Below are 13,431 nucleotides of genomic sequence, written 5' to 3'. Positions count from 1 at the left end.
GCGAGGGCGCGGCCGGCCCGGTGAACGGGGAGACGGCCGCACAGCGGTGGCGGGCGTCCCGGGGACGTCCGCGCCGGCGTACGGCCGTGGCCCGAGGCGCGCGCGGGGGCTGCCTCGGGGCACCGGCTGTCGTCAGGCGACAGCGGTCCCCGCGGGCGGACCCCGGGAGGTGATCGCGTGGACGAGGAGCAGCAGCCGGGGCGCCCGGTCCGTGCCGCGGCGCCGCACCCGTACGCGTGGCCGCTCCGGGGCGGCCGGGACGGCGGCGAACAGCATCCGCAGCGGGGCCGCCAGCCGTCCGGCGAAGGCCCGCAGGACGCGGAAGGCGGCCCGCTCCCCGTGGGCCAGCCACAGCCCGCACAGCAGCGCCGCCAGCAGATGCGCGGCGAGCATGCCGTACGACGACGGCCCGCCCCCGGCCGCGACGGCACCGGTCTGGCCCATGAGGTCCATGGCATGCGGGGCGTGCGGGGCGTGCCCGTGGGCCGCGCCGCCCATGCCCGTGCCCATATTCATGCCCATGCCGGCGTGGGCGTCCAGGGTGGCCGTGCCCTCGGCCCCGGCCGCCGGGTGGGCGAGGGAGAACGCCGTGTGCAGAGCCGTCTGTGCCGCGACGACGACGGTCACGATCAGCGGCAGCCCGCGCTCACGGCCGGCCAGACCCCATCCCGCGGCGCCCGTCGCCGCCGCGCCCGCGCCCAGCGCCCACCAGGGCACCGGGTCGCCGGACATCAGGACATGGCCGAGGGCGGCGAGCAGCACGCAGACGGCGGCGAACACCGCGGCCCGTACCGTGCGAGAACACCGCCCTGCTGTCATGGCCTCTCATCCTCGCATCAGGGGCCTCCGCCGCGCCCCCGGGTACGGAAACAGGCCCACCCGGCACTCGGTCCGACCGACAGAGCCGCTGTCGCATGAGTGTGGTCATACCTCCCGGCCCGCCAGGACCCACTTCGACGGCAGCTCGATCCGGGTGCCGTCGGACGCGAACTCCGTGGTGGTCAGCGGGAGTTCACCGGAGGCGAGGACGCTGAGCCCGGCCGCCGCCAGATACACCGGCACCGCCGCGTCGGCGACCTCGCCGGGTGCGATGCCGTGCCGGAAGACCGGCGCGAGCTTCGGCGGCGGGCCGTCGGGACCCTGCGCCAGACCGCCCAGGACCGGCCGGGCCGCCTCCGACAGCTCGACGAGGAAGGCCCGGCCGCGCTCCCCCAGCAGCGCGGCGATCCCGTCGGCCAGCGCCTGCCGGTCGCCGGGCTCACAGCTGTGCAGGACGCCCCGCATGTAGACGTTGGCGTCGCCGAGTTCGGCGTGCAGCAGCTCCGCCTCATCCCGCTCGGCCGCGTCCAGCAGCCGGTACGCCGCCTGTCCCGCGGGGTCGGCGCGGCGGGCGTGGTCGAGCGCCGCGACGGCCAGGTCGGCACCGATGACGTGCGGGAAGCGGTCGGCGAGGAAACGGGTCTGCGTGCCGTTTCCGCAGCCGAGGTCCACCAGTGGCAGCCCGGGGTCGAGCAGCCGCGGCTCGAAGAAGGCGAGGTGGCGGGCGGCGGTCACCGCCGGGTCCGCGTCCCAGAACACCGCCCCCGTCTCCCCGGGGGCCTCACGCCAGAAACCCTCCCAGGCCGCCCGGTACCGACTCGTCACGCTCATGCCCAACTCCCCAGGTGTGGCGCCGATCCGCCGTAAGTGACGGGCCAGTACGGTGTATCGCTCCCCGGTGGCGCGGACAAGCGCCGTACGCATTCCTTCACGCCTCGTTCGACGGGCGTACGCCGTTGTGCGCCCCCTACGACCGCGAAAAGCGCCGGTCAGCGTCTGGGGAGAGTCAGTTCGAACCAGACGGACTTGCCGGCGGCGGTGCGGCTGGTGCCCCACTCCCGCGCCAGTGTGCTCACCACGCGCAGTCCGCGCCCGGCCTCGTCGTCGGGTCCGGCGCTCAGCAGGGTCGGCAGCCCGTGGTCGTCGTCGTCCACCTCGCACAGCAGCGTGTCCCCGCGCACCAGCCGCATCGTCACCGGCCGGCCGTGCGAGTGCCGTACGGCGTTGGTGACCACCTCGCTGACCATCAGCTCGGCCGGGCCGGACAAGAGGGCGAGCCCCCAGTCGTGGAGCTGTTCGCGGACCACGGCGCGGGCCCGGCCGACCTGGGCGGGGTCGAGGGGGAAGGTCCACTCGGCGACGTCGTCGGGTTCGATGCCGTTGAGGCGGGTCAGCAGCAGGGCCACGTCGTCCTTGCGGCCGCCGCGCGTGTTGAGGGCGCGGATGATGGTGTCGCAGGCGTCGTCCATGGAAGCGGCCGGGTGGGCGGCCGACTCGCACAGCGTCGCGAGGCCCACGCCGATGTCCTCACCGCGCATCTCGACGAGTCCGTCGGTGCACATCACGAGCCGGTCGCCGGGCGCCACGCGCACGCGTACCGCCTCGAAGGGCACTCCGCCGACGCCGATGGGCGCGCCGGTGGGCAGGTCGAGGAGTTCGCTGCGCCCGTCGACGGCGCGCACCAGCACGGGCGGGATGTGGCCCGCGTTGGCTAGGTGCAGCTCGCCCGCGATCGGGTCGTAGACGGCGTACAGGCAGGTGGCTAGGTAGGTCTCGCCGAGGCGCTGGGCCAGGTCGTCGAGGTTGCGCAGGAGTTGCGCGGGCGGCAGGTCGAGGGCGGCCATGGTCTGCACGGCGGTGCGCAACTGGCCCATCATGGCAGCCGAGTTGAGGCCGTGCCCCATGACGTCACCGACGACGAGCGCGGTACGGGCGCCGGGCAGTTTCACGGAGTCGAACCAGTCGCCGCCGACGCGCCCCAGCAGGGTGCCGGGCAGATAGCGGGTGGCGATGTCGCAGCCCGCCATACGCGGCGGTATGTGCGGCAGCATGCTGTCCTGGAGGGTCTCGGCGACGTTCTCCTGGTGGGTGTACATGCGCGCGTTGTCGAGGACCAGGCCCGCGCGGGCGGCGAGTTCGGCGCCGGTGACCCGGTCCATGTCGTTGAACTCGGCGCGCTCGGGGTGGCGCAGCAGGATCATGAAGCCGAGGACGACATGGCGTGCCTTCAACGGCACGACGAGCATCGAACGGCCGGTGATCAGGGGCCGGATGTCGCGCTTGTCGAACTGTGAGGCGATGGCGTGCCCCAACTGCTCGCTGATGCGCGGCACGAGGACGGGTTCCCCGCTGGTCATGCACTGGAAGAAGGGGGTGTGCGCCGGAAAGGGCATGGCCTCGCCGACGGGCACCACGTCGTCCCAGCGGCCGGGTTCGTCGGTGTGCTCCAGGGCGACCCGGTGCCACATGGTCCTGGTGTCCGGCACGCCGTCGGGGAACCCCTCGCCGGCGACGACCTGTTCACGCAGGTAGGTGCCGGCGACGTCGGTGAAGCGCGGCACGACGGCCCTGCTGACCTCGCCGATGGTGCGGGCCAGGTCGAGGGAGGTGCCGATCTTCCCGCTGACCTCGTTGAGGAACTCCAGGCGCTCGCGGACGGCGGCGTACTCGAGGTCCTCGCCCTCGTCGTCGCCCTCCTTGGGCAGGGGTCGGCCGGAGGCGGCGGCGCGGGCCGCCCGCTCGCGGCGGACTCTGCGCTCGACGCGCCGGGCGACACCCCAGTCGGGGGTGACGGGCACCCGGTCGTTCTGGCTGAACTCCAGGACCGGATAGCCGAGTTCGAGAACCTGCGAGACGATGCGGGCGCTGTCGCCGACGCTCATGCTGGGCAGGATCTCGGGGAGCCGGCGGGCCAGGTCCTCGGCGCCGGGGAAGTCGGTGTGCAGGGCGAAGCCGGGAGCGATGCGCTCGACGAGCGTCCCGTCCCCGGTGTCGGGCCGGTGCAGGGCCTCCGCGTCGGCGGCCAGCACGAGCAGCTGCTCGCTGCCGGGTCCCACGAGGGGGTACGCCCACCACAGCACGTCGACGCGGTTCCTCCCGCACGCGTCGGCCGGGGGGACCCGGGTCCCGCTGGGCTCGGGCACGGTCAGCCGGGCCCGCCCGGCCGACGGGTAGCCCAGGCCGCCGTCGAGGGAGGTCCCGAGTCCGGGGCCGAGGCCGTCGTAGGGCGCGTACTCCTCGTGCGGCGGGCCGTCGTCGATGTCGGGGAGGGCGCCGGAGACGGGGAGCAGGTCGATGGCGTGTCGGCCGATCGCCTCGTCCTTGCCGACGCCGAACAGCCGGCGGGCGCCGCTGCTCCAGTGGGAGACGAGGCCGGCCCGGTCGACGACGACCACCGCGAGGGGGATGCGTCCGGCGTCCGCGGCCTCGGGCGCGGCACCGCTCCCGGCTCCGCGGCTGGGAGGCGTGTCCCTCTCGGTGCCACGGTCCATGGCCCAGACCCTCTCTCCCCAGAGCTGCACAAGATCTGCCCCGCAGCCACCACCGTACGGCGCCCGCCGCTTCGGATGTGCGGCAATTCTGGAATTGGTTTCACCGGGGAAGTGCTGGGTAATGCCCCTCCCCGGTGTTTCCTCAGTCCTCGTGGCCCAGTTGCAGATCGCGTTCCGTGCGCCCGCCGCCGGCCATCTGCAGCACGGTGGCGACCGGCGGGTAACCGGCGGCGATGACGGTGTACTCGCCGGAGGCGAGGTCGATGAAGCGGAAGGTGCCGTCCGGGCCCGTGGTGAGGGTGTCGACCACATTGCCCGCGGCGTCCAGGAGCGTCACGCGCGCGTCCTCGACGGGCCTCCCGCCGGTGGCCCGGACCGTGCCGCGCAGGACGGCGCCGCCGGCGAGTTCGACGTCCTGCCGGGTCTCCCGCGAGGCCTGCACGGAGACCGGCAGGGCGGCCGGGCGGAAGGCGGGGGCGCTGGCGGCGAGGGTGTACTCGCCGGCCACCAGCTCGCTGATGACGTACCCGCCCTCGCGTCCGCTGCGGGCGCCGGCGACGACCTCGCCGTGGACGTTGGTGAGGGTGACGGCCGCGTCCCGCACGGGTGTGCCGTCGGCGGTGCGGACGGCCCCGGCGAGGCGTCCGGCGCCGCCGAGGACGACGTCCAGCTCGACGGGGCGCTCACCGACGGTCACGGAGACGGCCTGCGGCTGGTGCCCGCCGGCGGCGGCGATCAGGACGTACGAGCCGGAGCCGGGCGTGGCCAGCGCGTACCGCCCGTCCTCGCCGCTGGCGCCGCGCCCGATCTGCTGTCCGGCGACGTCGATGAGGGTGAGCGCGGCGCGGGGCACGACGCTCCCGTCGGCGTGCCGCACCGTGCCGCAGACGGGGATGCCGGCGGTGTACGCGGTACGGGCCTGCGGGATGGGGGTGGTCACGGGCGCGGGCTCCGTTTCGGTGGCGTGGTGGGACACCAGCGGTTTCTCCTTGAGGAAGAAGGCGAGGACCAGGCCGAGGACGAGCACCGGTACCAGGTACAGGAAGATCCTCGGCATGGCGTCGGCGTACGCGCCGATGTAGGCGTCGCGCAGGGCCGGGGGCAGGGTGTGGACGAGCTGCGGAGTGATCGACTCGGGGTCGGGGAGTGCGGCGCCCGTGTCTTCGGGGAGGCGTTCGCGCAGGGAGTCGGTGAGCCGGTTCGCGAAGAGGGTGCCGAAGATCGCGGCGCCGACGCTGCCGCCGATCTGGCGGAAGTAGTTGTGGGCGCTGGTGGCGGTGCCGAGGTCCGCGGGGCGCACGGAGTTCTGCACGGCGAGGACGAGGACGGGCATCACCAGGCCGATGCCGGCGCCGAGGACCGCCATCCAGAGGCTGTAGTGCGGCCGGGGCGTGTCCGCCTCCAGCCGGGACAGCAGCCACATGCCGAGCACGGCGAGGGCGCCGCCCAGGACGGGGTAGATCCGGTAGCGGCCGGTGTACGTGATGAGCTGTCCGGAGACGACGGAGGTGACGACGATGCCGCCCATCATGGGCAGCATGAGCAGCCCGGACTCGGTCGCGGAGGCGCCGTCGACCATCTGCAGGAACGTCGGCAGATAGCTGGCGGCACCGAACAGGGCGACGCCGATCACCAGTCCGACGAGGCTGGTGAGGGTGAAGACCGAGTCGCGGAACAGCCGCAGCGGGATGAGGGGTTCGGCGGCGAAGCGCTCGGCGACCAGGAAGAGGACCGTGGACAGGGCGGCGCCCGCGGCGAGGGTGAGGATGACGCGCGAGCCCCAGGCGTGCTCGGTGCCGCCCCAACTGGTCAGCAGGACCAGGCAGGTGGAGGCGGCGGCGAGCAGCAGGGTGCCGAGCACGTCGAAGCGGGGCCTGGTGCTCGGCTTGGGCAGTTCGAGGACGACGGCGACGACGGCGAGGGTGAGCAGGCCGAAGGGGACGTTGATGTAGAAGCACCAGCGCCAGGACAGGTGGTCGGTGAAGTAGCCGCCGAGCAGCGGTCCCGCGACGGAGGCGAGACCGAAGGCGGCGCCGATGAGGCCCATGAAGCGGGCCCGCTGCCGGGGCGGCACGATGTCCGCGATGATCGCCTGGACGCCGATCATGAGCCCGCCCGCACCGACGCCCTGCACCGCGCGGAACGCGATCAGCTGGTCCATGGTCCGCGCCCGTCCGGCGAGCGCGGAGCCGATGATGAAGACGACGATCGCGAACTGGAAGACGCCCTTGCGGCCGAGGAGGTCGCCGAGTTTGCCGTAGACGGGCAGGCCGATGGTGGCGGTGAGGAGGTAGGCGGTGATCGTCCAGGACATCTTGTCCAGGCCGTGCAGTTCACCGACGATCTTCGGCAGCGCGGTGGCGACGATCATCTGCTCCAGCGCCGCGAGGAGCAGCGCGAGCATGAGGCCGAAGAAGACCAGCTGCACCTGACGCGGGCCGAGTTCGGCGCTCGGCGCCGCCTTGTGGGCGGGAGGCGCTACAGGTGCCGCCGGCGCGCTCCGCGATCCGTCGTGCAGGTCCTCCCGCACCAGAGTGCTGCCGCCCACCTACCGCTCCCCTCGTCGCACCTGCCGCACAAGTCCCGCGTAAAGCGACAACTCCGAGCAAGCGCGACGAGTTACGGCGCCAACCCGGTCCGAAGGGAGAACCACTCGAACCGGTGAGGTGGAGCAACGGTCAGGAGCCGTCGGGCTCTTGACCGTTCGTGAGCCGTTTCCCGGCTGGTCCGTTTCCCGGCTTGGCTACTGGCCGACCTGGGCTGCTTGCCGGCCTGGGCTACTTCTCGACCTCGGTGGCGAGGTTGGCGAGGATCGCGTCGTAGATCCGGCCGAGGCCCTTGGGGGCGAAGGTCCTCTCGAAGAATCCGCCGATGCCGCCCGCGCCGGTCCAGGTCGTGGTCACGACGACGCGCGACTTCCCCTCCCCGGCCGGGGTGACCCGCCAGACGGTGACCATCGAGGAGTTGCGGTCCTTCTCGACCAGCTCGCCGTCGGTGGGCTCGGTGACCTCCAGGAGGCAGTCACGGACGCGCTTGCTGGTGGCCTGGAGCTTCCAGTGGACGAGGGTGCCCTCGCCGTCGCCGCCCTCGCGCACCTCGTACTCGCTGAACTGCTCCGGCAGCAGCTTCGCGCGCGTGCCGCTGTAGTCGGCGATCGCGTCGAACACCGTGTCCGGGGCCGCCGCGACGACCCGCTCGGTGGTGGCCTCGACCTGCGCCATGGGGTTCCTCCAGGTCCTTGTTGCTCGGTGGTTCCTCGGATCGGGGCAAGCCAACCACCCCGGTCCCCGGCCGCCCAAATCGGGGTTGCCGAAGCGGTCGCGGGCCGGTCGGAAAGGGTCCTCGCACGATCATGGGAACAAGTGTTCTATTGTGGGTCCAGTGCTACCGAGGAGACGCCATGCGCTGGGAGAACCTCACCGCGGAACCCCGTCACGACCGGCCGGCCGACCCCGCGCTGTTCGGCGCGGACGCGGTCACGATCCGAACCGTCGACACCCCTGAATTCGCCGGCATCACCTTCCACGAGATCCGCGCCCGCACGATCCTCAACCGGGTGCCGGGCGCCTCCCGGATGCCGTTCGAGTGGACGGTGAACCCCTACCGGGGCTGCACGCACGCGTGCGTGTACTGCTTCGCCCGCAAGACGCACGGCTATCTCGACCTCGACACCGGCATCGGCTTCGACACCCAGATCGTCGTGAAGGTGAACGCCCCCGAGCTGCTGCGCCGCCAGCTCGCCTCGCCCCGCTGGCAGGGCGAGCACGTCGCGATGGGCACCAATGTCGACTGCTACCAGCGCGCGGAGGGCCGCTACCGGCTGATGCCGGGCATCCTGACCGCCCTGCGCGACCGGGCGAACCCCTTCTCGATCCTGACCAAGGGCACCCTGATCCTGCGCGACCTCGACCTGCTGAAGCAGTCCGCCGAGGTGACCGACGTCGGCGTCTCGGTGTCGGTCGGCTTCACCGACACCGAGCTGTGGCGCACCGTCGAGCCGGGCACCCCGGCCCCGCAGCGGCGCCTGGACGTCGTACGGACCCTCACCGAGCACGGCATCGGCTGCGGTGTGCTGATGGCGCCGGTGATCCCCTTCCTCGGTGACCAGCCGGCCCAACTGCGGGCCACCGTGCGGGCGATCGCCGCGTCCGGCGCCACCTCCGTCACCCCGCTGGTGCTGCATCTGCGGCCGGGCGCCCGCGAGTGGTTCATGGCCTGGCTGGGAGCGCACCACCCGCATCTGGTGCGCCGCTACGAGCGGCTGTACGCGGACGGCGCCTACGCGCCCAAGTGGTACCAGCGCCGGATCACCCGTCAGGTCCACGACCTCGCCGAGGAGTACGGCATCGGCCCCACGCGCGCGGAGATGCCCCGCCGGATCCGGCGGCCCGAGACGACGACGGAGCCCGCCGAGGCCGGACCGACCCAACTCACGCTGCTCTGAGCGCGTCCGAGGGCAACCGGCGGCCCAATCGGGTCAAGTATCACCAGAACAGGTTCTTCCGGGCCCCGATTCCGGGACGATGCGCCGAGGACCGTGATCGACGCGGTCCGTCGACCTCCGTCCTGGGAGGACCCCATGAGGAAACGCGCAGCCGTGCTGTGCGGTGCCGCCGTCGTCGTGGCCGGGGCGCTGACCGCCGTGCCCGCCGGCGCGAGCCCGTCGCCCGCCTCCGAGGCCGTACCGGCCGCGAAGCCCGCCTGGAAGAAGTGCGCCACCACCGACCACCCGACCCTGCAGTGCGCGTCCCTGAAGGTGCCGCTCGACCATGCGAACCCGGGCGGGAGGCAGATCACGCTCGCGCTGTCCCGCGTCCCGCACACCGCGAAGGCCTACCAGGGGCCGCTGCTCGTCAACCCGGGCGGCCCCGGCGGCAGCGGACTGACCCTGGCCCCCTTCGTCGCGTCGTCGCTGCCGAAGAAGGTCGCCGCGCAGTACGACGTCATCGGCTTCGACCCGCGCGGGGTGGGCCGCAGCACGCCGGCCCTGAACTGCCGGCCGGACCACTTCGCCGCGGTGCGCCCGGACTCCGTCCCCTCCACCGGCGAGACCGAGCGCGCCAACCTCGACCGGGTCAGATCCTTCGCCGAGAACTGCGGCAAGAAGTACGCGAGCGTGCTGCCGTACATCGACACCCTCAGCGCCGTCCGGGACCTGGACCTGATCCGCCGGGCCGTCGGCGCGCCGAAACTGAACTACTTCGGCTACTCCTACGGCACCTATCTCGGCGCGGTCTACGCCAAGCTGTACCCGGAGCGGGTGCGGCGCCTGGTCCTCGACTCGGTCGTCGACCCCACCGGCGTCTGGTACGACAACAACCTCACGCAGGACCAGGCCTTCAACGACCGCCACCGCGCCCTGATGGCCTGGATCGCCAAGCATGACGCCACCTACCGGCTGGGCACTGACCCCGCCCGTGTCGAGGCGCGCTGGTACGCGATGCGGGCCGCGCTGGCGAAGAAGCCGGCGGGCGGCAAGGTGGGCCCCTCCGAGTTGGAGGACACCTTCATGCCGGGCGGTTACTACAACGGTTACTGGCCGTATCTGGCGAAGGCGTTCGCCGCGTACGTCAAGGACCACGACGCCGAGCCCCTGGTCGAGACGTACGAGAACTTCGGCGCGGTCGACGCCGCCGGGGGCAACGGCTACAGCGTCTACACGGCGGTGCAGTGCCGTGACGCGTACTGGCCGCGCGACTGGCACGAGTGGCGCTCCGACAACTGGTCGGCGTACCGGAAGGCGCCGTTCATGACCTGGAACAACGCCTGGTACAACGCGCCGTGCGCGTTCTGGCCGACCCGCTCGCGTGGTCCGGTCAACGTCGCCAACGGGCAGTTGCCGCCGGTCCTGCTGTTCCAGGCGACGGACGACGCGGCCACCCCGTACCAGGGCGGCGCGATGATGCACGCCCTGCTCGGCGGGTCCCGTCTCGTCGTAGAGGAGGGCGGCGGCAACCACGGCATCACGCTGAGCGGAAACGCCTGCCTGGACAGGCATCTGGCGGCCTACCTGGCCGACGGGACGGTGCCGCGCGGGACCGGTGCGGTCGACGCGGTGTGCGAGGCGCTGCCCGACCCGAAGCCGCTGAGCGCGAAGGTCGGCACGGGCACGGCGCACGGTTCGACGCTGCACGGGCTGCTCGGCTTCCGCGGCTGACGCACCAGGGCCCGCTGAGCACCGCCGCGACCCGTCGGGGGCGCTGTCAGACCCATGGTCCACCATGGACCCATGAGCGAACTGACCAGGATTTCCGCCCCCGACGGCGTCGCCGCCGCCGCTCAGTACACGCATGTCGTGCTGGGCACGGGCCGTTTCGTGGCCGTATCCGGTCAGCTCCCCCTGGACGAGGACGGCGCTCCGGTCGGCGAGGGCGATCCGGGGGCCCAGGCCCGTCAGGTCTTCGAGAATCTGCGGCGCTGCCTGGCCGCCGCCGGGGCGACCTTCGACGACGTCGTCAAACTCACCTATTTCGTCACGGACATGGCGCACATGCCGGCGATCCGCGTGGCCCGCGCCGCGCACATACCCGACGACCGGCTGCCGGCCGCCTCGGCCGTGCAGGTCGCCGCGCTGGTCCGGCCGGAGTTCCTGATGGAGATCGAGGCGTTCGCGGTGATCGGCGCATGACGGCGCCCGGCATCCGCGAGATGACCCTCGCCGACTGCGACCGGGTGTCGGAGATCCGCATCCGGGGCTGGCAGAGCGCCTACCGGGGTCTGATGCCGCAGTCGTACCTCGACGCGCTCAGCGTGTCCGAGGACGCCGGGCGGCGCCGCGCATGGTTCGCGCGCGGCGACGGCAGCGTGGTGAACCTGGTCGCGGACAGCGGTGGCGAAGTGGTGGGCTGGGCCGCCCACGGCGCCTACCGCGACGGCGAAGTGCGCACCGCCGACGCCGAGTTGTACGCCATCTACGTCGACCCGGCCCGTCTCGGCGCCGGCATCGGCCAGGCCCTTCTCGCCGAGTCGGTCCGGCAGAGCACGGCCGCCGGCCGCCCTCGCATGCACCTGTGGGTGGTCGAGGGCAACACGGCGGCCCGTCGTTTCTACGAGCGCGCGGGCTTCCACGCGGACGGCGCGCAGGAGCCCTTCGAGGTGGACGGGGTGAAGGTGCCCGAGGTGCGCTACACCCGCCGTCTCACCCCCTGACCCCACCACGACCCCACCGCGGCCGGCCCGGCGGCTCACCGCTGACGGGGAATGCGCGCCAGTGCCCGCACCGCCGCCTCCGCGAGGACCGGGTGGGCGAGGGCGTCGGTCAGCACGGGCCGGGCACGGCCGTCGCCGAGGCTGCCGAGGCCGTCCACGCAGGCGAGGGCGACCCGCCGGTAGGGGTCGTGCGGGCGCAGCCGCCGCCGCAGGGTCGTGATCAGCGCGGGTACGGCCTCGGGCGCGCGCATTTCCACCAGGAGGCGCACGGGGTGCAGGGCGTAGGCGACGCGCAGTTCGTTGGTGGCCAGGGTGGCCGCCGCCCGCGCGGTCCGCGGGTCGCCGAGGCGGGCCAGGGCGTGGGCGGCACCGGCGCAGCGGGCCGGGTCGCGGTGGTTGAGGAACAGGACGAGCGCCTCGAAGGCGCGCCGGTCCCCCGCAAGACCGAGGCGGAACGCGGCCAGTTCCCTGGCCCACAGGGGCTGCCCGGCGGCGGTGAGCACCTCGGCGAGCGCGTCCCGGTCCCCGGTGGCCGCCAGTTCCTCGAAGACGGCGATTCCTCCCGACTCCTGCCGTAAGCGCTCCGTGAGCGTTCGCAACTCGTCGTCCATGAAGGGGAGCCTAGAGGGGTGGGGACGGCGTCGGGAGCTACATCACAAACGCGGGGGCTGGCGCGCTCGTTACCCACCGGTTAAGCTCATACGAGCGGGTTACCCACTCGCACCCCCGTTCGTGACGGCCTGGTGACGCAGCCGCCGCGACGGAGTCGGTTCGGTACCTCAGGTACCGCTTGTACGACCCGGCCACGGGACAGGGCCGGTCGGTTCTCCACCGTTCCCCGGACGTGTGCACGTCCGCTGCGACGGCCCTGGGCGTGTGCGCTCGCAGCCCGGCAACACCCGCACCGAGCACTCCTCTTCACGCACCCCCGGTGTGTCCGGCCGCCCTTCGGGGCCGCCGGGCGCACCCGGGGCCGCTTCCAGTCGTCACCCTCATTCCTGGAGTCCCGCGATGGCCGCTCCCCTGTCCCCCGCCCCTTCCTCAGCCCTGCGGACGATCGCCGTGGTCGGTCTCGGCACCATGGGCACCGGCATCACCGAGGTCCTGGCCACGGCCGGCCACGAGGTGATCGGCATCGACATCAGCGAGGCCCAGGCCGCGCGCTCGCTCGCCGCCCTGGAGGCCTCCACCGCCCGCGCCGTGGAGCGCGGCCGGCTCACCGAGCAGGAGCGCGCCGCCGCCCTCGCCCGGGTCCGCACCTCCACCGGCCTCGCGGCGGCGGCCGACGCCGACCTGGTCATCGAGGTGGCGCCGGAGTCGTACGAGATCAAGCAGCAGATCTTCCGGGAGCTGGACGGGATCGTGCGGCCCGAGGCGATCCTGGCGACCGGCACCAACGCCCTGTCCGTGACCCGGCTCGCCGCCGACTCGGCGCGCCCCGAGCGCGTGCTGGGCCTGCACTTCTTCAACCCGGCGCCGGCGATGAAGCTGGTCGAGGTCGTCTCCTCGGTGCTGACCGCCCCGGCCGCCGTCGCGGCGGTCACCGACCTTGCCCTCGAACTGGGCAAGGAGCCGGTCGCGGTGGGCGACCGCCCCGGTTTCGTCGCGGACGGGCTGCTGTTCGGCTACCTCAACCAGGCCGCCGCGATGTACGAGGCGAAGTACGCCTCCCGCGAGGACATCGACGCCGCGATGCGGCTGGGCTGCGGCCTGCCGATGGGCCCGCTCGCGCTGCTCGACCTGATCGGCGTCGACACCGCCCGCACGGTCCTGGAGGCCATGTACGCCGAGTCCCACGACCGGTTGCACGCCCCGGCGCCGATCCTCAAGCAGCTCGGCGAGGCGGGCCTGACCGGCCGCAAGTCGGGCCGCGGCTTCTACACCTACGACACCCCCGGCGGCGCGACGGTCGTGCCGGACGGGCTGACGCCCGCGGCCGGCGGCTCCGGCACCGCCGGCCGTCCGGTGCACA

At 73.0% G+C, this 13,431-nt stretch carries 11 protein-coding genes; 5 read left to right on the top strand and 6 right to left on the bottom strand.

Going from position 1 to position 13,431, the window contains the following annotated elements; translation table 11 throughout:
* Positions 1 to 132 precede the first annotated feature (132 nt).
* From BZL64_RS00430 to BZL64_RS00410, 5 genes are all read right to left on the bottom strand, one after another.
* Positions 133 to 819 (bottom strand): hypothetical protein, encoded by a 687-nt coding sequence (locus BZL64_RS00430; RefSeq protein WP_086764614.1) that lies wholly within the window; start codon positions 817 to 819, stop codon positions 133 to 135.
* 105 nt (positions 820 to 924) lie between these two features.
* A complete protein-coding gene (locus tag BZL64_RS00425) occupies positions 925 to 1,650 on the bottom strand; it encodes a class I SAM-dependent methyltransferase (protein ID WP_086764611.1) in 726 nt (241 codons plus the stop codon).
* A gap of 158 nt (positions 1,651 to 1,808) precedes the next feature.
* Positions 1,809 to 4,310 (bottom strand): SpoIIE family protein phosphatase, encoded by a 2,502-nt coding sequence (locus tag BZL64_RS00420; protein WP_086764607.1) that lies wholly within the window; start codon positions 4,308 to 4,310, stop codon positions 1,809 to 1,811.
* A gap of 142 nt (positions 4,311 to 4,452) precedes the next feature.
* On the bottom strand, positions 4,453 to 6,858 hold the full coding sequence (locus tag BZL64_RS00415; protein WP_244205117.1) for an MFS transporter: 2,406 nt from the start codon (positions 6,856 to 6,858) through the stop codon (positions 4,453 to 4,455).
* Positions 6,859 to 7,087: 229 nt separating this feature from the next.
* Positions 7,088 to 7,531: an SRPBCC family protein gene (locus BZL64_RS00410; RefSeq protein ID WP_086764598.1), complete on the bottom strand. Its 444-nt coding sequence runs from the start codon at positions 7,529 to 7,531 to the stop codon at positions 7,088 to 7,090.
* Between the two features lie 179 nt (positions 7,532 to 7,710).
* Between BZL64_RS00410 and BZL64_RS00405 the strand changes: the two genes are divergently transcribed.
* From BZL64_RS00405 to BZL64_RS00390, 4 genes are all read left to right on the top strand, one after another.
* Positions 7,711 to 8,754 (top strand): Rv2578c family radical SAM protein, encoded by a 1,044-nt coding sequence (locus BZL64_RS00405; protein ID WP_086764594.1) that lies wholly within the window; start codon positions 7,711 to 7,713, stop codon positions 8,752 to 8,754.
* Positions 8,755 to 8,889: 135 nt separating this feature from the next.
* Positions 8,890 to 10,467: an alpha/beta hydrolase gene (locus tag BZL64_RS00400; protein ID WP_086764591.1), complete on the top strand. Its 1,578-nt coding sequence runs from the start codon at positions 8,890 to 8,892 to the stop codon at positions 10,465 to 10,467.
* 72 nt (positions 10,468 to 10,539) lie between these two features.
* A complete protein-coding gene (locus BZL64_RS00395; RefSeq protein WP_086764587.1) occupies positions 10,540 to 10,938 on the top strand; it encodes a RidA family protein in 399 nt (132 codons plus the stop codon).
* Positions 10,935 to 11,459, top strand: coding sequence for a GNAT family N-acetyltransferase (locus BZL64_RS00390; protein ID WP_086764583.1), 525 nt, complete (start codon positions 10,935 to 10,937; stop codon positions 11,457 to 11,459). Before BZL64_RS00395 ends, BZL64_RS00390 begins: the two co-directional genes overlap by 4 nt.
* 35 nt (positions 11,460 to 11,494) lie before the next feature.
* Here BZL64_RS00390 and BZL64_RS00385 read toward each other — a convergent pair whose 3' ends face one another.
* Positions 11,495 to 12,070 (bottom strand): adenylosuccinate lyase, encoded by a 576-nt coding sequence (locus tag BZL64_RS00385; RefSeq protein ID WP_086764579.1) that lies wholly within the window; start codon positions 12,068 to 12,070, stop codon positions 11,495 to 11,497.
* Between the two features lie 400 nt (positions 12,071 to 12,470).
* Here BZL64_RS00385 and BZL64_RS00380 point away from each other — a divergent pair.
* Positions 12,471 to 13,431 (top strand): 3-hydroxyacyl-CoA dehydrogenase family protein (locus BZL64_RS00380; protein ID WP_244205116.1); only part of this gene is annotated, 961 nt, incomplete at its 3' end.

This window comes from Streptomyces bobili (genome assembly GCF_002154575.1).
GTDB lineage: Bacteria > Actinomycetota > Actinomycetes > Streptomycetales > Streptomycetaceae > Streptomyces > Streptomyces bobili.
The sequence above is the reverse complement of the archived record's forward strand: the minus strand, read 5'-3'. Positions and strand labels throughout refer to the sequence as shown.

Coding starts and splice junctions, on each gene's coding strand:
- BZL64_RS00400 (WP_086764591.1), top strand. CDS start 8,890: ATGAGGAAACGCGCAGCCGTGCTGTGCGGTGCCGCCGTCGTCGTGGCC.
- BZL64_RS00385 (WP_086764579.1), bottom strand. CDS start 12,070: ATGGACGACGAGTTGCGAACGCTCACGGAGCGCTTACGGCAGGAGTCG.
- BZL64_RS00390 (WP_086764583.1), top strand. CDS start 10,935: ATGACGGCGCCCGGCATCCGCGAGATGACCCTCGCCGACTGCGACCGG.
- BZL64_RS00420 (WP_086764607.1), bottom strand. CDS start 4,310: ATGGACCGTGGCACCGAGAGGGACACGCCTCCCAGCCGCGGAGCCGGG.
- BZL64_RS00430 (WP_086764614.1), bottom strand. CDS start 819: ATGACAGCAGGGCGGTGTTCTCGCACGGTACGGGCCGCGGTGTTCGCC.
- BZL64_RS00405 (WP_086764594.1), top strand. CDS start 7,711: ATGCGCTGGGAGAACCTCACCGCGGAACCCCGTCACGACCGGCCGGCC.
- BZL64_RS00410 (WP_086764598.1), bottom strand. CDS start 7,531: ATGGCGCAGGTCGAGGCCACCACCGAGCGGGTCGTCGCGGCGGCCCCG.
- BZL64_RS00395 (WP_086764587.1), top strand. CDS start 10,540: ATGAGCGAACTGACCAGGATTTCCGCCCCCGACGGCGTCGCCGCCGCC.
- BZL64_RS00425 (WP_086764611.1), bottom strand. CDS start 1,650: ATGAGCGTGACGAGTCGGTACCGGGCGGCCTGGGAGGGTTTCTGGCGT.